Below are 23,338 nucleotides of genomic sequence, written 5' to 3'. Positions count from 1 at the left end.
TCTTATCGACGAGCCATGCCATGCCTGCTGAGACGACTTCACGCCCACGTTTAGTGTTTGCCCACGCCAATGGTTTTCCAGGGCTAAGTTATCGCAGCCTGCTAGACCCGCTGGCAGAAACGTTTGATCTTCATCCCGTAGACCGCCTGGGCCACCATCCGGATTACCCCGTTAATCATAACTGGGGTAATTTGGTGGATGAGCTGCTTAGCTACCTGCCGGAAGGCGATACGCCGCTGCTAGGCGTGGGCCATTCGCTGGGCGGTACCTTGATGGCCATGGCTGCGGATAAGCAGCCTGAGCGCTTTTGCGGTGTGATCATGCTCGACCCGCCGTTGATGCTCGGAACGGATGCGTGGGCCATGAAAGCCGCCAAGCGGTTTGGATTTGTTGATCGAGTCACGCCTGCCGGTAAAACCCTGGGGCGGCGCACGGCATGGCCCAGCCGCGAGATAATGGCCAGTTCACTCGGCCGCCGAGGCTTGTTTCGCCGCTTTACCCCGGAAGCGCTCAACGACTACATTGAAGCAGGGACGCGGTTGTTAGACGACGGCAGCGCGGAGCTGACGTTTAACCCGGAGATTGAGGTGGAGATTTTTCGCCATCTGCCCGATCACCTTTCGCGTCTGCCCAAGCGTTTAGGCGTGCCGGTAGAGCTAGTGGCAGGCAAAGAGTCGCACCTGCTGACGGCGTCGCGCATAAAGCGTTTAAAGCGCAAGGGCCTAACGATCAGCGAGGTCCCGGGGACGCATATGTTCCCGATGGAGCACCCGGATGAAACCCGTGCCGCCATTCTGGCTGCCTGGCAGCGTTTATCTCGCACCGGGAAAAATTCACATACTATGTAACGAGCCAAGTAAGGAGGCGTTATGTATCTTTCTGTACAGCTTAGCTATTACCCGCTGGCCGATGATTTTAAGCCAGTAGTAAAAGAGGTCGTCAAACGCTTGGAAGCGACCGGATTAGAAGTGCACCCGAACCGCATGAGCACCCAGGTATTTGGGGAGTTTGATGCCGTGATGAAGGCGTTGGGTGAGGTGATGAAGTGGTCGTTTGAGACCCACGGTAAAGCGGTATTTACGGCGAATTTTATTGAAGGCGATCGCCGGCCGCGTTAAAAAATAAATGCCGCCCGATTTGGGCGGCATTTGCTTGTACGCTAATAGCGCTTAGGTCAGCGACTCCAAGCAGGACTCAATAATATCCAGCCCTTCGTTGAGTACGTCGTCTTCAATAGTGACCGGCATCAAGAAGCGGATAGTGTTGCCGTACATGCCGCAGGAAAGCAGAATCAAGCCTTCTTCGCGGGCTTTCTTACACAGCGCCGCGGCCAGTTCGGCGTTAGGCGTGTGGTCTGTTTTATTCGATACCAGTTCGAACGCCGCCATTGAACCCATGTTGCGCACGTGGTCGATGCATTCAAACTTGCCTGCCCACTCGGTGAAGCGCTTTGAAAGCTTCTCGCCCAGGGCTTGGCTCTTCTCAAGAATATTCTCTTCTTCAAACACTTCCATCACCGCCAGCGCGGCTGCGCAGGCAGTGGGGCTGCCGGTGTAAGTGCCGCCTAGGGAGTTAGGGCCAGAGGCATCCATCACTTTATCGGTACCCACAATGGCAGAGATCGGCATGCCGTCGGCCATACTCTTGGCCATGGTCATGATGTCTGGCTCAACGCCGCTGTGTTCGATGGCAAACATCTTACCGGTGCGGCCAAAGCCCGACTGCACTTCATCGATGATCATTAGAATGCCGTGCTCATCGCAGATTTCACGGATCTTGGTCAGAAAGCTGGTAGAAGCAGGGTAGAAACCGCCTTCACCGAGTACCGGCTCAAGCACAATCGCCGCGGTGTCTTTGGGGTTAGCGTCCGTTTTTAGCGTCATCTTCAGGCCGCGGATGGCTTCGTCTTCGCTAACGCCGTGGTAAGGCACTGGATAAGGCGCGCGGAAAACGGTGCCCGGCATTGGGCCAAAGTCGCTTTGATAGGGCGCTACCTTGCCGTTCATCGCCATCGTGAAGAAGGTGCGGCCGTGGTAGCCGCCGTCAAAGCAGATCACGTTAGAACGACCGGTAGCGGCGCGAGCGATTTTAACGGCATTTTCCAGTGCTTCGGCACCGGAGTTCGCCAGCATGACTTTGGCGTGGCCACGTACCGGAACAAGGTGGCTAAGCTTTTCGGCGACTTTTACGTAGCCTTCATAAGGCATAACCGTCTGACAGGTGTGCATTAGCTTATCAAGCTGGGCTTTAACCGCGGCGACCACTTTAGGATGGCGATGGCCTACGTTGAGTACGCCAATGCCGCCTGCAAAGTCGATAAAGCGGTTGCCATCAGCGTCCCAGATTTCAGCGTTTTCAGCGCGGTCAGCAAAGGCCGTCGCCGGGCTTGCGGCGCCTGCGGCGACGTATTTATGTTTTAGCTCGTTCAATTCGGCATTGCTGCTCATATAACTTACTTCCTGTTGATGAGGGTTGTTCTTTCAGCATAGTCGTTAATAGAGCACGCATATAGTATGCACAATCGACAGGCTGACTCTGTGCTCGCCGTTGATTACGATTGAGTCGTCGTTCACGCTGTTCGGTGGGAAAAAATTGCCATCAAAAAATCGCCCCGGCCAAAGGGCCGGGGCGATCTCGTGTTACCGCTAGCGACGACGTGGGCGATCAGGAATCGCTTTGCTCCGGTAGGGCGTAGGCGATCACGTAGTCGCCGGTGGGGGTTTCCATGAAGTGATGGCCCGTTGCCACGATCATCAAATACTGGCGGCCGTTGGCTTCATAGACCATCGGGTTGGCCTGGCCACCCGCGGGCAGTGGCGCTTTCCACACGGTTTCACCCGTTTCGATATTGATCGCCCGGATAAGATCGTCAGTTGCCGCAGCGATGAAAATCAGGCCGCCGGCGGTGACGACAGAACCACCGTTATTGGGCGTGCCGATGTCGATCGGTAGGCCGGAACGGATGCCCCAGGGGCCGTTGGCGCGAGCGGTACCCAGCGGACGGTCCCACAGGGTCTCACCGGTCGCCAGTTCGATGGCGCGGATGTGACCGTACGGCGGTTGCTTACACAGCATGCCAGTGTAAGGCACACGCCAGCCAGCGTTGACGTTGATAGCGTAGGGCGTATTGGCCTGCGGATCGCCAGCACCTTCAGCGCCGCCGGTGTCTTCATCCAGCTCTTCACGCGGAACCCAGCCACGCTCGTTGGCAACGTCGCGCGGGACGAGCTCGTTGTAGTTGGGCATGTCGTTGTAGTTGGCAATGATTACGCCACGGCGCGGGTCGATTGCGACACTACCCCAGTCAGAGCCACCGTTGTAGCCGGTGTACTGGATCCACGGCTGCTCGGCTGTGGGTGGCGTGTACATACCTTCCCAGCTTGCCTGGCGATACTGAATGCGGCAGAAAAGCTGATCAAAGGGCGACATGCCCCACATGTCCTTCTCGGTGATATCTGGCTGACGCAACGTAGCGTAGAGCGAGAAGGGCTGCGTTTCGCTGCGCATCTCGGGTTCGGCACCACCTTGCGGTACCGGGCGCTCTTCCGCACCGCCGCCCAGTAGCTCACCCGTCTCGCGGTTGAAGACGTAGATCTCACCTTGCTTGGTCGGCATCACCAGCGCCGGCACATTACCATTGTCGGTGGGGAAGTCGATCATTGTAGGCTGGGAACCAGGGTCATAATCCCAGACATCAACGTGAGACGTTTGGAAATGCCACGCTGGAAGGCCGGTTTCCACGTCAAGAGCGACCATGGACGCTGCCCACTCGTTTTCTTCTTCGGTGCGCGAGCTGCTCCAGTAGTCGCCGGCGGCGTTAGCCATCGGTAGATAGACCAAGCCTAGGTTGCTGTCGCCAGCCGCGGTCGTCCACATATTGGGTGAACCCCGCGTGTAGATTTCATCACCAGTCAGCGGTTCGCTCTGATCGGGGCGCGCGGCATCCCAAGCCCAGCGCTGCTCGCCAGTGACCACGTCATAGCCCAGAATCACGCCCGAGGCGGGATAGCGGCGCTGGCCATCCAGCACCTGGTGGCCGGTCACGAGAACATCGTTGACGACCACGGGCGGGGAGTTGATAGAAACGTAGCCTGGTGGCGTTTCACCCATGTTGTGCTTGATATCGACCTGGCCGTTGTCACCAAAGCCTGTGCAGGGCTCGCCATTGATGGCATCGACCTCAATCAGGCGACCGTCGAGGGTGCCAGAGATAATGCGCGTTCGGCAGGTCTGCTCGTCATTCGCTGCGACCTGCTCACCCTGATCGGCAGCATTGTCGTCAGCTTCAGGAGCCTGATCGTTCTCGGGAACTTCATAGTAGGTCACGCCACGGCAGGCGGCGGTATAAGGGATGGCGTCTTCAGAGACGACCGGATCGTAGCGCCAGTTCTCTTCACCCGTTGCGGCATCCAGAGAGATCAGGATGTTGCGCGAGGTGCATAGGAAGACGTTATCGCCCACTTTCAGCGGCGTTGTTTCGGCACCCCAGCGATGCTCGAGTAGATCACCGGTACGGTATTCCCAGGCCACCTCGAGGTCACCTACATTATCCAAGTTGATCTGTTCGAGCGGAGAGTAGCGCGTCGCGGCGGCATCACGCCCGTAGGCCGCCCAATCTCCGTCGGCCGGTGCATCTGACGGCTGGGCATTGCCCATATCAGTCGCCAGCGAGTCCTCGGCCATCTCGGGTACGTCGGCGATGTGCTGATAGCCACGACCGGGAAGAAACGCTAACGTGCCAGCGATGATCAGACCCAGAACCATGACGCCTGCGATGGAAAAGCTGGCTTTACGTCCTGGGCCGTTTCTCAGGCGCGGAGACGCCAAGGCGACGAGGATGGCCAGAATCAGCACCACGTCCAGTCGGGGGATCCAGCGCCAGTAATTCAGCCCCGATTCCCATGCGGTCCAAAGGAAGGTGCCGATAAAGACGAGGACAAAAATGTAGGCGCCGGACATGCGCCCTCGAACCAGTTGAACCCCGGCAATCAGCATTGCCACGCCTGCGATCAGGTAGTACCAGGAACCGCCCAGCGTCGCTAGATAGAGCCCGCCGCCGCCGAGAGCGAGGCCGACGAGTGCAACGATAATCCCTACGAGTTTGGCGAAAAATCCGCCGGCACCGCGAGAAGTGGTGGAATGAGCCAATGTGTTCTCCCTTGCATGACCTTGTTTGTTGTCTTCCCAAGACAAATACGTCGCGACTGAATCCAAGCGTGGTCGCCGTCACACTAAAAGGATAGTACACATTCATCTTAGATATCTTTTGTAACTATTTATCATTACTCATTTAGATCCGGGGTTCGTTCTTTATACTCTCCCAAAGCGTTGCGCGTAGGAGTGACGATGCAAGAATATCTGCGCCTATTGCCTGCTGCCTATTTCATTTTTTAACCCAGCAAGGAGCGCGGTAATATCATTGCCCAACGAGTTAACGACCGGCTTAGCAAAGTAATAGCCCTGCTGCTGAACAACGCCAGCACGCGCCAGCCACAGCGCTTCGGCGCGGGTTTCTACACCTTCTGCGATCAGCGTAATATCAAGTTCTTGAGCAAGCGCTATCACCGCGTTTAAAAGCGCTTGGCGGCGAAGGTCGCTATCGCAGTGCATTACTAGTTCGCGATCTATTTTGAGCTTATCGGGCGTCAGGTCGGTGAGTAAGTCCAGGTTGGCGTATCCATTGCCAAAGTCATCAAGTGCCGTTTTAAACCCCATGGAGCGATACGCATCAATGATATTGCATAGATGCTGCCGATTCTGAACGCGCTCAGTTTCGGTGATTTCGAAAATGAGCCGATTCACTGGCCAACCAACTCGCGTTGATACCGCTAACGTTGCCTGGATACAGGCTTCTGGTTCATAAACGGCGTTGGGCAGGAAGTTGATCGAAAGGTCGGTTTGCATACCCAGCGCGCTGGCCATTTCTATCGCTTTCACCCGGCAGGCTTGGTCAAAACGGTAGAGCAAATCATTAGTGACTTGTGCAATGACGCTGGCAGCGGATTCCCCTTGCAAGCCGCGCACTAGCGCTTCGTAGGCGACGACCCGAGCTAGTGATACATCCACAATTGGCTGAAATGCCATGGTGAAATCAAACGGTAGGTCTCCTTCACAGCGTTTACAGCTGCCGTTAACGCGTGCGCACTGGCTCATTGCTGCTCCTGAGTAGAGATCTTTAGTGGCTTGTCTGGCGCCGCTACGACTTATATTGAGAAAACGTAATATCTACGTGACACAGAAGCACTTTGCGATGCTTAGTTTAAATCTCAATTCATTGCTGATATAGATTTTGTAGAGCACTAATTCGCGGTAGTAAGTTTTATCCATTGTGTCGGCAGGCACCCATAGGCACAAAAAAGGCGCCTGGTGAGGCGCCACAAAGGGGAAGATATTGCACGTCACCGCTCAATGCTAGCTAAATAATGCCTGCCTCACGAAGAGCGTTGCGCTGCTCGGGTGTAATGCCGAGCTCGTCCAATACGTTTTCGGTATGTTCACCCAGGTGCGGTGGCGCCGTTGTGGCACTCATTTGCTTGCCGTTGAAGCGAATGGGATTGGCTACTAAATCCACCTGGCCTGCCTGTGCGTGGGGCAGGGTTTGCTTAAGCCCGCGCGCTTTGACGTGGGGGTCGTCAAATACCCGGTCTAATGTGTTAATCGGGCCGCAGGGCACACCTACCGCTTCGAAGGCAGCGAGCCATTCATCGGTGCCGCGTTGAGCCAGTGCCGCTTCCAGCTGAGGAACCAGCAATGCGCGCTGGTTAACCCGTGCGCCGTTAGTCGCAAAGCGGGGATCATCAGCCAAGCCTGGCAGTGACAGCACGGTGCAAAAGCGCTTGAACTGTTCGTCATTACCCACGGCGACAATAATATGGCCGTCCTGGGTGGCAAACGCTTGGTAGGGCACGATATTAGGATGAGCGTTACCTAATCGCTGAGGCACGTTACCCGAGGTTAAGTAGTTAAGCGCCTGATTGGCGAGGACGCCGACCTGCACATCCATGAGCGCCATATCAATGTGGCAGCCAACGCCGCTATCACGACGCTGATAAAGCGCCGCCAGAACCGCGTTGGCAGCATAAAGCCCGGTAAAAATGTCGGTAAATGCTACGCCGCTTTTGACCGGGCCGCCGCCGGGTTCATCGTCTGGCTTACCCGTCAGGCTCATGATGCCGCCCATCGCTTGGATCATAAAGTCGTAGCCCGCGCGGTGGGCGTAGGGGCTTTCCTGACCAAAACCGGTAATTGAGCAGTAAATCAGTTTGGGGTTTAGCGCCTGCAGGCTCGCGTAATCCAGGCCGTAACGCTTTAAACCGCCCACTTTAAAGTTTTCTATCAGCACATCCGATTGAGCGACAAGTTGCTTAATCACCGCTTGGCCTTCGGGCTTGGCCATATCGACGGTTACTGAGCGCTTGCCACGGTTAGCGCACAGGTAATACGCCGACTCTTCTGTGCCAGCCAGCCAAGGAGGGCCCCAATGGCGGGTATCATCACCACTGCCCGGGCGCTCAATCTTAATCACATCCGCCCCCATGTCCGCGAGCATTTGTCCGCACCATGGCCCGGCCAGCACCCGAGAGATATCGAGTACTTTAATCCCGGCCAGAGGCTTGGTTGGCTCGCTTAATAGAGGCTTGCGCATAACAGCTGCTTCCTTGGCTAATGACGATTAAAGGCTATTGTTCAGAGTTCTATTAAGCCTAAGTCTATTAAAAGAACGACTGAATGCCCGTCTGCGCACGGCCTAGAATCAAGGCATGCACGTCGTGAGTACCTTCGTACGTATTCACCGACTCTAAGTTGACCATATGCCGAATGACGCCGTACTCGTCGGAAACACCGTTGCCGCCGTGCATGTCACGGGACTGGCGAGCGATATCCAGCGCTTTGCCGCAGTTGTTACGCTTGATCAGCGAGACCATTTCCGGCGCCCAGTTGCCGCTGTCCATCAGGCGGCCAACCTGCAGCGCTGCCTGCAGGCCCAGGGTAATTTCGGTCTGCATATCGGCCAGTTTTTTCTGGATGAGCTGATTAGCAGCCAGCGGACGGCCAAACTGCTTGCGGTCCAGCGTGTATTGACGCGCGGCGTGCCAGCAGAATTCAGCGGTGCCCATGACGCCCCAAGCGATGCCGTAACGGGCTTTGTTCAAACAGCCAAACGGGCCTTTCAGGCCGCTGACGTTAGGCAGCAGGTTCTCTTCAGGAACGAAGGCGTTGTCCAGTACGATCTCACCGGTAATCGAGGCGCGCAGCGATACTTTGCCTTCAATTTTGGGCGTACTGAAGCCTTCAGTGCCGCGCTCAACAATAAAGCCTTTAATCTGATTGTCGTGAGCCGCTGACTTGGCCCATACCACCGCGATATCGGCAATAGGGCTGTTGGTGATCCACATTTTGGCGCCGGTTAGGCGGTAGCCGCCGTCGACTTTCTCTGCGCGCGTAATCATGCCGCCCGGGTCTGAGCCGTGGTCGGGTTCGGTCAGGCCAAAGCAGCCAATCATCTCGCCGCTGGCAAGCTTGGGCAGGAATTTTTGCTTCTGCTCTTCAGAGCCGTAGGTTTCGATGGGGTACATCACCAGCGAAGACTGCACGCTCATGGCTGAGCGGTAGCCAGAGTCAACGCGCTCAACTTCACGAGCAATCAAACCATACGCGACGTGGTTAACGCCCGCGCCGCCGTACTCAGGGGAAACGGTGGCACCAAGCAGGCCAAGTTCGCCCATCTCGCTCATGATTTCACGATCAAAGCGCTCTTCGCGGAAGGCAGTTAGCACGCGGGGTTGAAGATTTTCTTGGCAGTAATCATAGGCTGCATCACGAATCTGGCGCTCCTCGTCCGTCAGCTGTTGTTCCAGTAGCAGCGGGTCGTCCCAGTTAAAATGCGTCATGGCGTAAATTCCTCGATTCGTTATGCAGGCGCTATAAATCGCCCACAGCAATGGATTGGCTGCAAAGTAGCATAAGGCCAATGTATCGCCGTTAATTTAAAATATCTACATTTTTTTAAAACGCAGAATTTATTTTGGAAGTGACACGCTTAAACCGACATGCTTATTCGATGCCGCGCGCTTTGAGAACGCGGGTAATAATCGGAACCGGTGTCATCAGGTGGTCGCGCATCAGGGTGCCGGCCTGAGCGGTGTCGCGGGCTAAAATGACATCCACCAGCGCTGAGTGCTCTTGGCGCTTAAGTTCTAACGCCTGGGGCGACATCACGGTTTCTTGCAGCCACAGGTGGCGGTAGCGCTCTACCTGATCAAACAGCGTGTTGCGCATCTGCAGCAGGTGAGGGGAGTTGCAGCCGCTGGCAATCGCGGTGTGAAAGGCTTTATGGCGCTGGTCCCAGATTTCGAGCAGGTCATCGGGCGTGTTGATGTCGGTGACTTTCGCTAATAGGTGAGCGGTAGCCAGCACCGTGGCTTCCCAGTCGTCGTCGCCGCGCTCTATGGCTAGGCGCAGAATCAGCCCTTCAAGCTGGGCACGGGCATCGTAAATATCGTTGAGCTCGGCCAGCGACATCGGGGCCACGCGATAGCCGCGTTGGCTGATCGCCACCACTAAGCGGTCTGCCACCAGTTGGGAAAGCGCTTCGCGCAGCGGCCCGGTGCTCGCGCCGTAATGTTCTTTAAGGTGCGTCATTAGCAGCTTTTGTCCCGGCGCATAGCAGCCGCGAATAATGTCATGCTTAAGCTGACGATAAGCGCTGATGGCTAAATTTTGACGGGGACCGCTTGGCGCGCTAATGTTTTTTTCCTTAAAGGTTGGCGTTTGACTATCGGGTTCCATTTCAGTATGGCTCCTGAGCGAGTAGCGGTACATTGTGAAAGATTGTCAGCTATTATCAATAAATATTAACTATTTGGCAGAGGTTAAGAGATTACTAACGTATTTCAGTATTGTTGTCGGCGGATTATTTCTGATGACCATGCTGACATTGCTCGCGGTTGTGGGCGTTGTGATGTCGTTAAACGTTAATAATGGCCAATTAGCATCTAACGCTTAAGCCGTGCTAACTTCTCCTCCACCGCGTTTGCTTAGCCGTTTGATTGCCCGGCAGGCGCTGGGGCTCCAAAACCTCCTTTATCGTCAACCATACCTATAAGTCCAAGCAGGACGGAGGAAATGCTCATGCGAACTCTACGCTCTCTATACACCACAGCAGCTGCCGCATCGTTGCTCGCGGTCGCGCTACCCGCTAGCGCCCAACAACTTTCAATTGCGACCGGTGGCACCGGCGGCGTGTATTACCCTATCGGCGGTGGTTTCGCTGAAATGATCAATAACCATATCGAAGGGGCTCAGGCGACGGCGGAAGTTACCGGTGCGTCGGTTGAGAATATGGGGCTGATCATGCGCGGCGACGCGGATTTAGCGCTGGCGCTGGCTGATACGGTCTATCAGGCGTACACCGGTACCGGTGACTTTGACGGGCGTCAGGTCGAAAATACCCGTGCGCTGGCCTCTGTGTATCCCAATGCCGTGCAGCTGGTTACGCTAGCAGAGTCGGATATTAAATCGATTGCAGATTTGGCCGGTAAGCGCGTTTCTGTGGGTGCACCGGGCAGCGGCACTGAGCTTAATGTGCGTGCGTTGCTTGAATCCAATGGCGTTGACTACGAAGACTTTACGCCTCAGCGCCTTAACTTCAATGAAACCGCCGATGCGATTCGCGATGGCGATATCGACGCTGGTTTCTGGAGCGTAGGGCCGCCCACCAGTTCAATTCTTAACCTAGCCGCCACGCGTGATATTCGTCTTATTGGCTTCTCTGACGAAGAGATCGCTAACGCGCAGGCAGAAGAAGAGGTGTTTGCACCGTATGAGCTAGCCGCCGGTATGTATGACGGCATGGATGAAGCGGTTCAGACGATTGGTATTCCTAACGTATTGGTGGTTAACGCTGATATGGACGAAGAGTTGGCGTATCAGCTTACCCAGCTGCTGTTTGAAAACACCGACGAGCTAATTGCTGTTCACCCTGCGGCTAATGACACCACCGTTCAGTTCACTATGGACTCTACGCCGGTGCCGTTACACCCAGGTGCGCTGCGTTATTTCGAAGAAGTTGGCGCTGACATCCCGGATCGCTTGCGTCCGTAACGGCTAAAGGACACCACCATGCAGTGGCAACATCGACTGGTGGCGCTACTGATTGCATGTTTACCATTCGCCGAAGCGGGGGCTTCCCCCGCTTCGGCGACGCCGTTTATGCGATTAGCAGTGACAACCGAGCAAGGCGACGTCTTGGTGGATGAAACGGTCCCTCTTGGCGGCCGCTGGTGTATTAAGTGGCAGCACTCTGTGGAGCACTTCACCGTACTTGACTGCTATCGAAATGCGGCAGGCGTGATGCAGTTAGAACGTAGCCATCAACCTGACTTCGCTGCAGGGCTTGGGCATATCTTTGGCCGTGGAGAGCAGGTCTCAGACGGTGAAGGTGGTTACTGGATTAATGCGATTGACGAGCCTGTCGCCAATAATCGCTATCTACTAAGAGTCGGCTCGCCTGCCGTCAATCATCGAGTGGTGTGGCCAGACGGCGAGCATCCTCAGGTAAGCTTGAGCGCCCTCGCCGCTGGGCAGCGCGTGACCATTCAGCTAGCCGCTCCTCACGCCTCCCCGCGTGAATAAAAACGACATTAGTTAACGCTTCCGAGGACTTCATGAACGAATCCAATCAACCGCCGACCGTAATACCAGGCGGTAATGTGATTCAACCCCGCATGGTGCTGTGGTTGATCACCATTGTGGCGGTGGGACTTTCCCTTTTTCAGCTGTATTCCGCAGGTATCCAGCCGTTAGGGTTGTTTTATCAGCGCAGTATTCACCTGGCATTGATCATGATGCTGGCATTTTTAATGTTTCCAGCCTTTGGCCCCACCAGTAAACGTGGCGTCGTTGGGTGGGGAGTTGATCTCGTATTTCTAGCCGGGGCGATCGTCACCGGCGGCTATTTAGTGTTCAACCTGGATGAGATTTTCAGCCGAGCAGGTTTTTGGAGCAGTACCGATATTCTGGTCGCCTGTATTGCGACCGTGACGGTGCTAGAAGCGAGCCGCCGCGCGGTGGGTTTCGGCATGACCGTGATCGGCTTGATTGCCATTGTGTATGCCTTTGCCGGGCCGCGGGGCGAGCTGCCGTGGCTGGGCGAGTGGATGCCGGGCATCCTGGAACATCGCGGCTATAGCATTGACCGCGTTGCTGGCCAGCTTTACTTGGGCCAAGAGGGTATCTTCGGCCTGCCGCTCGGCGTGGCGGCCACCTATATCTTTATCTTTGTACTGTTTGGCGCTTTTTTGGAATGTACCGGTGCGGGTAAGTTCTTCATCGACATGGCGTATGCCGCCACCGGTCGCCAGCGCGGCGGGCCGGCCAAGGCTGCGGTGCTAGCCTCCGCGGGCATGGGGTCTATTTCCGGCAGCGCGATTGCCAACGTTGTTACCACCGGCGCGTTTACTATTCCGCTAATGAAAAAACTGGGCTACAAAGCCAAGCAGGCGGGGGGTATTGAAGCCGCGGCCTCAACCGGTGGGCAGATTATGCCGCCGTTGATGGGGGCGGGTGCTTTCTTGATTGCCGAGTACACCAATACGCCGTACTTGGACATTGTGAAAGTCAGTATTTTGCCGGCGATTATGTATTTCTCGACGGTCTATCTGTTTGTCCACATCATTGCTCTTAAGCAAGGCATGCAGGGGCTGCCGAAAGAAGAGCTGCCGCAGATGCGCCAAGTTCTGAAAGATGGCTGGCACTTCTTGCTGCCGCTAGCCGTGCTGGTCTGGCTGCTGGCGCTGAGTATGTCGCCTATGCGCGTGGGCTACTATGCGGTGGTCACCATGGTAGCCGTGGCGGTACTGCGCTATGCGCTGTGGTTTTTCTTTGTGGCGCCGAGCCAGGGTCAGCCGGTAACGTCGACGTCGATTAAAAACGTTATCCGCGCGGGATTTGCCAAGCTTATTGAAGGTTTAGAACTCGGTGCGCGCAACGCGGTGTCCGTCTCAATGGCCTGCGCGGTTGCCGGTATTATCGTTGGCGTTGTGGGTTTAACCGGTTTAGGCCTGAAATTCTCGTCGATGATGCTGGCCTTCTCTGGCGGCAATATCCTGCTCGCGCTGCTGATGGTGCTCTTGGCAAGCTTAGTACTAGGCATGGGCCTGCCGGTAACGGCGAGCTACATCGTGCTGATTGTGCTAGTTGGCCCGGCGCTTACCCAGGAGTTTGGGATCCCGCTGCTGGTCGCTCACCTGGTGGTGTTCTGGTACTCCCAGGACTCTAACGTGACGCCGCCCATCGCCTTGGCAGGTTTTGCCGGGGCGGCGATAGCCGGCAGTAAACCGATGGAAACGAGCTTCCAGGCGTGGAAGTTTGCCAAAGGGCTGTACCTGATTCCGCTGTTTATGGTGTTCAACCCGGAAATCATCATGGGTGGGCCTGTGCCCGTTGTCATCTGGAACGGCATCATCGCCATCCTGGCATTAGGTGCTTTTGCAGCGGCCTTGGAAGGGTATCTGTTTACCCGTATGTCGTGGCTACCTCGCCTGGCGATTACGGCGGCGATTATTGGCGTTTTCTATCCTAACCTGATGACCGAGATTGCCGGTGTTGTGGTGATGATTGTGGTAATTGGCGCTAACTGGCTGGCCAGTAAGCGCCAGCCGCAAGCGCCTGTCGTTAATAACTAATGGCGATAGCCGCAAAGACGCTGAGTAAGTAATAAAAAAAGGCCCGGAGATATTCTCTCCGGGCCTTTTCGCTATGGCGCCGTGGCGTAGGGATTAGCCGCTAGCGTTAGAAGATTGACTCTGCTGTGCCTGAGCCTTGCGAGCCACTGGCTTCTTCCAGCTCGCGACTGATGCGGCGCTGCTGGTAGTCCGGCAAGTGATCACGATGGAACAGCTCGGTGAGGCCGCCTGGCTGGTCGTCAGTTAAGCGACGGCCAGTATCCGGATCAACGCGCGCAGTCACAATCGTATCAGGGCGTTCTGGCACGGCAAGCGGCGTGCCTTCCAGCGCATCACCCATGAACTCTACCCAAATCGGTAAGGCGGCACCGGCACCATACTCAGCGAGGGTTTCGTTGCTGTCTTTACCGACCCACACCGTGGTGACCAGATCGCTGTTAAAGCCCGCGAACCATGCGTCGCGCAGGCTGTTCGTGCTGCCCGTTTTGCCCACGATGTCTTCACGGTTCAGGCTAAGTGCACCGCGGCCAGTGCCCGAGGTGATAACGTCACGCAGCATGTCGCGCAGAATATAAACGGCGGCCGGGTCGGCTACCCGTTTGGCGATGGGGTATTCGCGGCCATCAATTTCTACCGTTTCCTGATCCTCTGCACAGCTTGGGCAAGCCACTTGAGGCGTCGCTTCATCAATCAATTCGCGATCATCGTTGCGGGTAACGCGTTCAATAAACCAGGGCGCCACTTGGAAGCCGCCATTGGCAAGAACGGCGTAGGCGTTGGTCATCTCCATGGGCGTTAAGCTCGCGCTGCCTAGCGCTAAAGCCAATCCATGTGGCAACCGGCCTGGCGCAAAACCGAAGCCTTCCAAGTAGTTAATCGTGTGATCTAAGCCCATCGTCTGCAGGACGCGGATAGTCACTAGGTTGCGTGAACGAGCCAGCGCAGGGCGTAATCGCATCGGCCCTTGGAAGTCTCGGCTAGAGTTCACCGGGCGCCATAAAGAGTTGCTGCCGTCGTCGAGTACTACCGGCGCGTCATTGACCACGCTTGCGGCATTCATCTCGCCATCTTCAAGGGCCGCCAAATAAATGAATGGCTTGAAGATAGAGCCTGACTGGCGCTGAGCCTGTACCGCGCGATTGAACTTGCTGGCGTTAAAGTCAAAGCCACCTTGAAGCGCGAGAATCGCGCCGGTGCGCGGGTCTTGGGCGACCAGCGAGCCTTCGGCATCCGGGCGTTGAGAAAGACGCAGTGAGCCATCTTCATTCTTAATCACGCGAATCATGTCGCCACGGACGGCAATTTGATCCGCCGAGCTGGGTTCTGCCCCACGGCCGCGTGGGCTAAGGTACTTTTGTGCCCAGCTTAAACCCGCCCATGGGATCGTTTGTAGCCCGTCGTTGCGGGTAAGTACTTTCATTTCCCGGCCGCTGCTTTCTACTACGATGGCGGGTTTCAGCAGGCCGTAGTTGGGCGTGCGTTCAAGTACTTGAACCCAGTTACTGACGTCGCCATCAATCCCTTCGACTTCCGTTTGGCTACGCTGGGCGGCCTGGCGGGCGGTTTGACGAATTTCGGGTGACTCAGAAAGCTCCTCTTCAAGGCCTTGAGTTGCGGTTTGCTCTTGCGCTTCGACTAAGCTGGCAGCAATTTCACGCTGCTCTGGCCCGCGCCAGCCATGGCGCAGGTCATAGGCGGTCAGACCATCGGCGAGTGCTTTTTGAGCAAAGGGCTGTAGCTCGCTATTAATAGTGGTGTAGATGCGGTAGCCGCCGGTATAGGCGTCATCGCCAAAGCGCTCAACCGCGTACTGACGCGCCATTTCTGAAACGTAGTCAGCATCAACTTCGGTTTGCGTGTAGTGACGGCGGGCAGTCACCGGATCCTGAACCGACGATTGATAGGTGCTCTCGTCGATATAGCCTAACTCGCGCATGCGAAAGAGAATCCAGTTGCGTCGAATAAGCGAGCGTTCTGAATTCGCCAGAGGGTTGAACGCGGAGGGCGCTTTGGGTAACCCCGCAATCATCGCCGTTTGCGCGAGAGTCAATTCAGCCAGTGGCTTGTCGTAGTAGGTTTCAGAGGCAGCTGCGATGCCATAGGCACGGTTGCCCAAGAAAATCTTGTTAACGTAAAGCTCGAAAATTTCTTCTTTGCTGAGCACTTGCTCCATTTGCAGCGCCAGCAGAATTTCACGAATCTTACGTGTAAAGGTTTGATCCAGTGTCAGCATGTAGTTACGGGCGACCTGCATGGTGATGGTCGAGCCGCCTGACTGGATAGACCCACCACTGCTAACTAGCTCCACTGCGGCCCGGGCTAAGCCACGAGGGTCGACGCCGGCATGATCAAAATAGTTGGTGTCTTCGGCAGCGACCAAGGCATTGACCATATCCTGCGGAATTTCATCGAAGTCGACCGCCACGCGCCGCTCCTCACCAAATTCGCCAATCAGCTTACCGTCTTGCGTAAAGATTCTCAGCGGAGTGTGCAGCTCAAAGTCCTGCAGTTGACGAACGTCGGGTAAGCCCGGCGCAAAATAAATAGCCGCAGCCACCACGGCCAGCACGGTGGCGCCGACCAATGACACGATGAGAAAAAATAGCGACACAATAAGGGTTCGAAGAAACGTCATGAACAAAGAGCACCCTGGAGAGAATAAAAAGATCGGCGTTTGAACGGCCGCATCATGTAATTGGCTGCCATTATAGGAAGCTGAGGCGGCGGCCACCAGTGTTGATATGTTGTAAGTTCGTTCGCGTGAGTCTTAATTAAAAATAAGGTAACCTCGATTCACGTGATCAGCAGGTGGAGCTTGACCTACTATGCGCTTTATGAAATCCGATAAAGGGTTGATCGGTATAGACATTACGTCGGCGAGTGTAAAACTGCTGGAGCTAGCGCAGTGCCGCGGTAGTTACCAAGTAGTCAGTTATGCCGTTAAACCGCTGCGCGAAAGTACGATAATTGAACGTCGTATTCGTGACATTAATGACGTTACCAGTACGCTGAAACGCGCTTTAGACCATGCGCAACCCCATACGCGTCAAGCCGCCGTCGCCATTCCTGCGAGTGCGGCCATCACTAAAACGCTGAGTTTTCCTATCGAGCTGCGTGAAGACGAGATAGAAGAACGCATTATGGCCGAATACGACCGCCATGTTCCTTTTCCGTTCAATGACGTTGCTTTTGATTTTAAATGCCAGGGCCCTGCGCCGCTTGATGAAGGGCAGCAGCAGGTGGGCCTGGTGGCCTGTCGCCAGCGCGACGTTATCCAGCTTGCTGAGACGTTAGAGCGCGTAGGTCTTGAGCCTGCGGTTGTGGACGTTGACACCTTTGCTTTGGCGCGCTCGCTGGGTGAATTGCGTGGCCAAGCGCACGCAGGTGATTCAGCTGGCGATGCTGGTGTGGCCTGTATTGGCGTCGTCGATATTGACGCTGCAACGCATGTTTTTCACGTCTTGCATGGCCAGCATGTTGTCTATAGCCGCAGTACGGCGTTTGACGATAGGCCGCTAACTAGCCCTTTACTCGAAGCCATTGCTCAGCAGGTTATGCGCGCCTTACAGCGCTACCACATAAAGGCGCATCAGCAGCCAATACAACATATCGTTTTGGCCGGTGTATCAAGCGTCATGCCTGGCCTGGCTGAACGTATTGCTAACCATAGCGGTACGCCGGTCACCATCGCTAATCCCTTTCAGCACATGCAGGTCAATAAACGTTTAAATCTTCAAGCCCTGATGAATGATGCGCCGACGATGCTAACCGCCGGTGGCTTAGCGATGAGGGTGAATCAATGAGAGTCTGCCTGTGAAGATGGCTATTAATCTGCTGCCTTGGCGGCAGGCACAGCGTGAGCGGCGAACGCGACAATACTATGTCGCTGTGGCGGTCATGCTGCTAGTAGGCGTGGTGATTGGGCTGCTCATTTCTCAATTTTATCAGCTTAAGCTGGCCGCTCAGCAGCAGCGCAACGCGCTTATTAGCAGCCACATTGAGCGTCTGCATGCGGATATTGACAGCGTATCGCGCGTGGAGCGCGATGCTGCGCGGCTAAACGAGCAAATAGCCGTTTTTCAAGCGCTGCAGTCTACGCGCACCGATACCGTACACCTGTTTAATAACGTGGCGAATAGCGTCGTGAGCGGCGTGGTCTATCAGCGGCTCTCGAGAAGCGATAATAGCATCCGCGCAACGGCGGTTGCGGGCAGCGCCCGGCAGGTGTCCGAGCAGCTTCGTCGTATTGCCGCACTATCGGGCTTGGGCGTGCCAGTGCTTTCGGCGCTGGAGAGTGAGCAGGACGGCGCGGGCCGCGTGTTTCATTTCGACGTTGAACAGGCGGCGCTATGAGTTTTCAGCGCGACCACTGGGCCATTGAATGGCAACGCTTGCGCGAGATTGACTGGCGAGGGTTAGACGTCAAAGAAGCCGGTAACTGGCCGTGGCTATTAAAGGTTTTGAGCTGCGGTGTAACGCTGCTAGTGACGTTGGGCGTGATGCTATGGCTAACGGTGAGTGAACAGCGCGATGCCTTCATGGCCGCGCAGCGCCAGGAAGTCCGGCTGTTAAGTGAATACCGCAGCCGAGTGTCTGAAGCCGCCTTCTTGCCGGAACGGCGTGACCAGTTGGCCGTCTTAGAAGCGCAGGTGGCGCACTTTCACACGATGCTTCCCCGCGATGCGGAAATCCCCTCACTGCTCGATAGTATCAGTGATGCCGCGGCGGATAGCCGCCTGATAATTGACACTATCTGGCTGCGCCCTGCGTTGGAGCAGCCGCACTATATAGAGCAGCCGCTGGATATTCAGGTGCGCGGCGGCTATCACCAGCTGGCGCGTTTTATCGCCGATATCGCGTTACTGCCACGCATGGTAACCCAGCATGACTTCACCTTGGCGCCCGTTGAGGGGCACGGCGATATGCTGCAGCTGTCGCTCCTTGCCCGCACCTATCGCTATCCCGAAAACAGTGTTCAGCCACTGGATGAGGGGGCCGAAGTGCTATGACGCCAAGGCAACAGCAGCGACTTGTGAAGCATGCCGCGCCGATGGTGATGTTGTTGAGTTCAGCGGCCTTGCTGATGGGGTGTGTGGAGCCTGATTTAGACCCATTGGCCCAGACGCTGTCTGATATCCGACAGTCGCCGGTAGGCGAGCCGCCATCAATAAGCGTGCTAGAGCCTGAAAGCGCTTCGTTAGACTACTTATATAGCAATCAGCGCAGCCCCTTTTTGGTGCCACAGGCGACAGCTGAGGATGGCAATCAGCGCAGCGGCCGTGTGCAAGCGCCGAACCCACAGCGTGCCTCGCAGCCATTAGAGCAATTTCCTCTGCAAGAGCTTCATCTGGTGGGCACGATGGCAATGGCGGGGCGCCGAGTAGCGTTAATTGCATCGCCCGATGGCGCCGTGACCAGTGTTAAAGAAGGCGACTACATGGGCACTAACGATGGGCGAATTGCACAAATAGACGCGCAAGCACTGTATCTCACCGAACAGGTGCTTACTCAGCAGGAAGGTTGGCAGGAGCGACAGGTATCGCTCGTCATTATCGAAGACGACTTGTAACTGGATAATAGCTTATGACAGTGACCGCTTGGCGACGAAGATTCTTTGCGAAGATAGCCGCACGCTTGCCTCCGCTATTGGCTTCATTATGTATAGCAATAGGCGCATCCGTATCGATGGCGTTGCCTTCATGGGCCGCTGGGTCGGTGTTGACCGATATCGACGTGCTGCCTGCGCAAAGCGGAGGGATTAACGTTGATCTGTATTTCTCCGGCGGCGTGCCCGAGCTGCGCAGCTATCGTTTAACGGCACCACCTCGGGTCACGCTTGATTTGGCCGCTACGCAAAATGGACTCGCCCATCGGCGTGTTGACGTGAATCGCGCTGGCATTGAGCGGATTACCGCCCTGGAAGGCAATGGGCGAATGCGTCTGGTCGTTAATCTGCGCGAGGCGCAGAGTTTCACTTCGAGCGTGCTGGAAGATCGTCTACGTATTCGCTTTGAGGCTGACCCTCATGGCGCTAATAGCGAAGCTGCCGCGGCGCTTGAAACCGACGAGGGGCCGCATATAGAAAACATTGATTTTCGACGCGGCCAGGACGGTGCCGGTCGGCTCATTGTTACCTTTGATCGTGAAGATGTTGACGCCAGCGTGGTTGAAAATAGCGCACAGGCCGTGCTCGTTGAGCTGCCCGGTGTCTCCCTCCCTGACGCACTGAATCATATCTACGATGTCACTGATTTTACCACTCCAGTCACGCGCATTACGCCTCGATCAGAGTCGCGCAGTACCCAGCTAGTGATCGCAACGAAGGGGGCTTTTGCGATGATCTCCTCGCAAAAGGGGCGCACGTTGACGGTCGATGTACAGCCGGGCAGCCAAGCGCCGCCTTCTGCTCAAACGCAAGAGAAGAGCTTTGACGGCGAACTGCTGAGTCTTAATTTTCAAGATGTTGAGGTTCGCTCAGTGTTAGCGACGCTGGCCCAGTTTACCGGCCTTAATCTGGTCACCAGTGATAGCGTGGCCGGACGCGTGACGCTTAATTTAAATGATGTGCCTTGGGATCAGGCGCTGGCGCTGATTTTACAAACCCAAGGGTTGTCGAGCCGTGAGCAGGGCAATGTGATATTGGTAGCGCCCGCTCATGAGCTGGCTGACTTAGAGCGCCAGGCGCTGGAAGCTCGCCATCAGCGTGAAACGCTGTTGCCACTGGTGACCGAGTTTATCGAAATTAAATATGCGCGGGCCGACGATTTGGCTCAGCTGTTAAGCGGGGGCGGAAGCGACGGCTTCGGGCTGCTGACTGAGCGTGGTCGGGTGAGCGTTGATCATCGAACCAATACGCTGTTAGTGCAGGATACCGCAGCGCAGGTGCGCGATATTGCCCGCACGATTGATCGCTTGGACGTCGCCGTTCGTCAGGTGCAAATAGAAGCGCGCATTGTTATCGCGCGGGACACCGCGTCGCGTGAACTTGGTATTAACTGGGGTATGTCGAGTACGCGAGGCTTTCAACAAGGCGATGATGGCGCATTTCGGCGGCGAAATATTAATCCCAATAACATTAACCGGGCGCAGGGCGGCCTGGCCGTTGACTTAGGGACGGCATCAGGGCGTGGCACCGGCTTTAGCTTTGGCTATTTGTCGGGCGATATTTTGTTGGATCTGGAGCTACGCGCCCTGGAAAGTGAAGGTAAAAGCCAGACTATTTCGCAGCCTAGAATTATTACCGCCAATCAGCGTACGGCCAGGATCAGCCAGGGTGAGGAACGCGCTTTCCAGCGCGTAGATGGCAATGACAATCTGGACACCGAGTTCAAAGAAGCCGAGCTTTCACTGGAAGTCACCCCGCAAATCACGCCGGATAATCGCATTATTATGGATCTGGTGATCAAAAATGATAGCTTTCGTGAATCAGAATTTGGCGGTGAGCCGCCGATTGATACCAATCAAATTGAAACCCAAGTATTGGTAGATAACGGCCAAACGGTGGTGTTAGGCGGTATTTTAACGACAGAAGAGCTTCGCCAAATTGCCAAGACTCCGCTCTTGGGCGACATTCCTTTGCTGGGTAGACTGTTTCGCTATACCGAAGAGAGCAATGAAAAGGTAGAGTTGTTAGTCTTTATTACTCCACGACTCCTTGACGATGGCTTGACGGTTCGCTGATGCAGGATTTACCTAATCTATTTCTTATTGGCCCCATGGGGGCTGGCAAAAGCACCATTGGTCGCCTATTGGCGGCCGAGCTTGCGCGCCCGTTTTACGACAGTGACCACGCCATTCAAGACCGCTGCGGGGCAGATATCCCGTGGATTTTTGATGTCGAGGGCGAGCAGGGCTTTCGCCTACGGGAAATTCATATGATTGATGAATTAACCCAGCTCTCTTCGGTGGTGGTCGCCACCGGCGGCGGCGCGGTGCTGCGCGAAGAGAACCGCCGCGCACTGCGCGAGCGTGGCACGGTGGTCTACCTATTGACCACCGTCGACCAGCAGCTCAAACGGACAGCGAAAGATCGCAACCGGCCGCTTCTGCAGTGCGCTAACCGCGAGCAGGTGCTCAACGACATGTTCGCCCAGCGCGATCCCCTCTATCGTGCCACCTCGGATATTGCCGTGCGCACCGACCGCCGCAGCCCAAGGGCGGTGGTCAATGAAATCCTGCGCCGGGTGCATCGGCTGGTGGACCCGCTCGAGCCCTCATCATCGTCGGCTGGAACGTTTAACCATAAGGTATCGCCATGACCTCGACCGCTAGCGCGCAACGCACGCTTAACGTTGCCCTAGAAGAGCGCAGCTACCCGATTCATATTGCTACCGGCCTGGTTGGCCGTGCCGATATGCTGACCCCCTACCTGGCCGGGCAGCAGGTCATGGTGGTGACCAATGAGACTATTGCGCCGCTCTACCTGGAAACGCTCTGTGCCAGCCTACCGGATCATTTGGATGTCCGGACGGTAGTGCTCCCCGATGGCGAGCAGTATAAAACCATCGAGCAGGTCAGCCGCATTTGGGATGCGCTGTTAGAGGCCAGTTTTAACCGCCGCTGCACCCTGATCGCCTTGGGCGGCGGGGTGATTGGCGATATGGTCGGCTACGCCGCCGCCTCTTATCAGCGTGGCGTGGCCTTTATCCAGGTGCCGACCACGCTGCTTTCCCAGGTGGATTCCTCCGTGGGCGGTAAGACCGGCGTTAATCATCCGCTGGGTAAAAACATGATCGGTGCCTTCTGGCAGCCCAAAGCCGTGTTGGTCGATATTGATACGCTCAAGAGCCTGCCGCGCCGTGAGCTCTCTGCGGGTATGGCCGAGGTGATTAAGTACGGCTTGATTCGCGACGAAGCGTTTTTGAGTTGGTTAGAAGCCAATATGACCGCGCTGCTTGATGTGGTGCCGGAGATTATCGCCGAAGCCATTGCGCGCAGTTGCCAAATCAAAGCTGACATTGTCGCTGAAGATGAGACCGAGCAGGGCGTACGTGCATTGCTTAACCTGGGCCACACCTTTGGCCATGCCATCGAGGCCCACCAGGGCTACGGCAACTGGCTACACGGCGAAGCGGTGGGCGCCGGGATGGCGATGGCAGCGACGCTCTCTAATCGTCTAGGTTGGATTGATGATGCGGCCCTGGCACGTAGCTTGGCAGTGATTGAGAGCGCTGAACTGCCGTTAGCGGCCCCGGCGAATATGTCCAGCGATGACTTTTTAGCCCGTATGCGGCTGGATAAGAAAAACATCGATACCCGCCTGCGCCTGGTACTGCTTAACGCCCTGGGAGATGCCTGCGTAAGCGATGCCACCCCACTTGATATACTCCACACACTGCTGGATGACTACCCACGTCATTAAGCGATGTAAGTAAGCTATTTATTTAAAACCCGCCTCGTAAAGCCGTTCAATAAATTGGGCGGATTCACGGGGCGGGTTTTTTGCGCCTGCTCAGTACGCTTTCAAGCCAACGATAAACGCAAATTTTATAAATCCGCATGCCTTATGCGCTATCGGCATGGAGTTGTTGGCGCTTTTTGGACTAAAGTTTAATGTAAAATACATACCGTTTAAATAACGTTTTATTGCTTTGCAAGTAGTTGAAGTGCATATGTTTTTTATGATCGTGTGGATGTAACTGCAGGATTTTATA

General features: G+C 55.8%; 19 protein-coding genes. 12 read left to right on the top strand and 7 right to left on the bottom strand.

From position 1 onward, the window contains the following. Positions 1-20 precede the first annotated feature (20 nt). Together ACT3TR_RS03975 and ACT3TR_RS03970 are read left to right on the top strand one after the other, a co-directional pair. Positions 21-848, top strand: coding sequence for an alpha/beta fold hydrolase (locus ACT3TR_RS03975; RefSeq protein ID WP_193062929.1), 828 nt, complete (start codon positions 21-23; stop codon positions 846-848). 21 nt (positions 849-869) lie between these two features. Continuing rightward, positions 870-1,118, top strand: coding sequence for a YkoF family thiamine/hydroxymethylpyrimidine-binding protein (locus tag ACT3TR_RS03970; protein ID WP_193062803.1), 249 nt, complete (start codon positions 870-872; stop codon positions 1,116-1,118). 51 nt (positions 1,119-1,169) lie between these two features. Here ACT3TR_RS03970 and gabT read toward each other — a convergent pair whose 3' ends face one another. From gabT to csiR, 6 genes are all read right to left on the bottom strand, one after another. After that, positions 1,170-2,447, bottom strand: coding sequence for a 4-aminobutyrate--2-oxoglutarate transaminase (gene gabT, locus ACT3TR_RS03965; protein ID WP_096282011.1), 1,278 nt, complete (start codon positions 2,445-2,447; stop codon positions 1,170-1,172). A 217-nt stretch (positions 2,448-2,664) separates the two neighbouring features. Next, the gene (locus ACT3TR_RS03960; RefSeq protein WP_193062801.1) at positions 2,665-5,148 is read right to left on the bottom strand and encodes a membrane-bound PQQ-dependent dehydrogenase, glucose/quinate/shikimate family; all 2,484 of its coding nucleotides are present in this window, start codon (positions 5,146-5,148) and stop codon (positions 2,665-2,667) included. 216 nt (positions 5,149-5,364) lie between these two features. After that, complete coding sequence (locus ACT3TR_RS03955) at positions 5,365-6,153, bottom strand: EAL domain-containing protein (RefSeq protein WP_193062799.1); 789 nt, start codon at positions 6,151-6,153, stop codon at positions 5,365-5,367. A 262-nt stretch (positions 6,154-6,415) separates the two neighbouring features. Beyond that, positions 6,416-7,645, bottom strand: a complete 1,230-nt coding sequence (locus ACT3TR_RS03950) for a CaiB/BaiF CoA transferase family protein (protein ID WP_193062797.1) — start codon at positions 7,643-7,645, stop codon at positions 6,416-6,418. 67 nt (positions 7,646-7,712) lie between these two features. Next, positions 7,713-8,891 carry an acyl-CoA dehydrogenase gene (locus ACT3TR_RS03945; RefSeq protein ID WP_096282008.1) on the bottom strand — a complete coding sequence of 393 codons (1,179 nt, stop codon included), beginning with the start codon at positions 8,889-8,891 and terminating at the stop codon, positions 7,713-7,715. A gap of 163 nt (positions 8,892-9,054) precedes the next feature. Then, complete coding sequence (gene csiR, locus ACT3TR_RS03940) at positions 9,055-9,789, bottom strand: DNA-binding transcriptional regulator CsiR (protein WP_193062795.1); 735 nt, start codon at positions 9,787-9,789, stop codon at positions 9,055-9,057. A gap of 342 nt (positions 9,790-10,131) precedes the next feature. Here csiR and ACT3TR_RS03935 point away from each other — a divergent pair, with 342 nt between their 5' ends. The 3 genes from ACT3TR_RS03935 to ACT3TR_RS03925 are packed head-to-tail and all read left to right on the top strand — an operon-like array spanning position 10,132 to position 13,685. Next, on the top strand, positions 10,132-11,103 hold the full coding sequence (locus ACT3TR_RS03935; RefSeq protein ID WP_096282006.1) for a TAXI family TRAP transporter solute-binding subunit: 972 nt from the start codon (positions 10,132-10,134) through the stop codon (positions 11,101-11,103). Positions 11,104-11,121: 18 nt separating this feature from the next. Next, positions 11,122-11,634 (top strand): DUF1850 domain-containing protein, encoded by a 513-nt coding sequence (locus ACT3TR_RS03930; RefSeq protein WP_193062793.1) that lies wholly within the window; start codon positions 11,122-11,124, stop codon positions 11,632-11,634. Between the two features lie 32 nt (positions 11,635-11,666). Further along, positions 11,667-13,685 carry a TRAP transporter permease gene (locus tag ACT3TR_RS03925; protein ID WP_193062791.1) on the top strand — a complete coding sequence of 673 codons (2,019 nt, stop codon included), beginning with the start codon at positions 11,667-11,669 and terminating at the stop codon, positions 13,683-13,685. A gap of 106 nt (positions 13,686-13,791) precedes the next feature. On the opposite strand, the gene ACT3TR_RS03920 is transcribed toward ACT3TR_RS03925, so the two are convergent. Beyond that, positions 13,792-16,320, bottom strand: a complete 2,529-nt coding sequence (locus ACT3TR_RS03920; protein WP_193062789.1) for a penicillin-binding protein 1A — start codon at positions 16,318-16,320, stop codon at positions 13,792-13,794. Positions 16,321-16,510: 190 nt separating this feature from the next. Here ACT3TR_RS03920 and pilM point away from each other — a divergent pair, with 190 nt between their 5' ends. From pilM to aroB, 7 genes are all read left to right on the top strand, one after another. Beyond that, on the top strand, positions 16,511-17,488 hold the full coding sequence (gene pilM / locus ACT3TR_RS03915) for a type IV pilus biogenesis protein PilM (RefSeq protein ID WP_096282002.1): 978 nt from the start codon (positions 16,511-16,513) through the stop codon (positions 17,486-17,488). Between the two features lie 16 nt (positions 17,489-17,504). Beyond that, on the top strand, positions 17,505-18,038 hold the full coding sequence (locus tag ACT3TR_RS03910) for a PilN domain-containing protein (protein WP_226938561.1): 534 nt from the start codon (positions 17,505-17,507) through the stop codon (positions 18,036-18,038). Next, positions 18,035-18,694 (top strand): type 4a pilus biogenesis protein PilO, encoded by a 660-nt coding sequence (locus tag ACT3TR_RS03905; protein ID WP_193062785.1) that lies wholly within the window; start codon positions 18,035-18,037, stop codon positions 18,692-18,694. Before ACT3TR_RS03910 ends, ACT3TR_RS03905 begins: the two co-directional genes overlap by 4 nt. Then, a complete protein-coding gene (locus ACT3TR_RS03900) occupies positions 18,691-19,254 on the top strand; it encodes a pilus assembly protein PilP (RefSeq protein ID WP_193062783.1) in 564 nt (187 codons plus the stop codon). The genes ACT3TR_RS03905 and ACT3TR_RS03900 overlap by 4 nt, the downstream gene beginning before the upstream one ends. 116 nt (positions 19,255-19,370) lie before the next feature. Beyond that, positions 19,371-21,365: a type IV pilus secretin PilQ gene (gene pilQ / locus ACT3TR_RS03895; RefSeq protein ID WP_193062781.1), complete on the top strand. Its 1,995-nt coding sequence runs from the start codon at positions 19,371-19,373 to the stop codon at positions 21,363-21,365. Further along, positions 21,365-21,943, top strand: coding sequence for a shikimate kinase AroK (gene aroK / locus ACT3TR_RS03890; RefSeq protein WP_444624474.1), 579 nt, complete (start codon positions 21,365-21,367; stop codon positions 21,941-21,943). Before pilQ ends, aroK begins: the two co-directional genes overlap by 1 nt. Beyond that, positions 21,940-23,046: a 3-dehydroquinate synthase gene (gene aroB, locus ACT3TR_RS03885; protein ID WP_444624475.1), complete on the top strand. Its 1,107-nt coding sequence runs from the start codon at positions 21,940-21,942 to the stop codon at positions 23,044-23,046. The genes aroK and aroB overlap by 4 nt, the downstream gene beginning before the upstream one ends. Positions 23,047-23,338 lie beyond the last annotated feature (292 nt).

The organism is Halomonas sp. AOP12-B1-6 (assembly GCF_052379225.1).
Taxonomy (GTDB): Bacteria; Pseudomonadota; Gammaproteobacteria; order Pseudomonadales; family Halomonadaceae; genus Vreelandella; species Vreelandella casei.
Note: the sequence above shows the minus strand (reverse complement) of the source record. Positions and strands in the feature narration are given on the sequence as shown.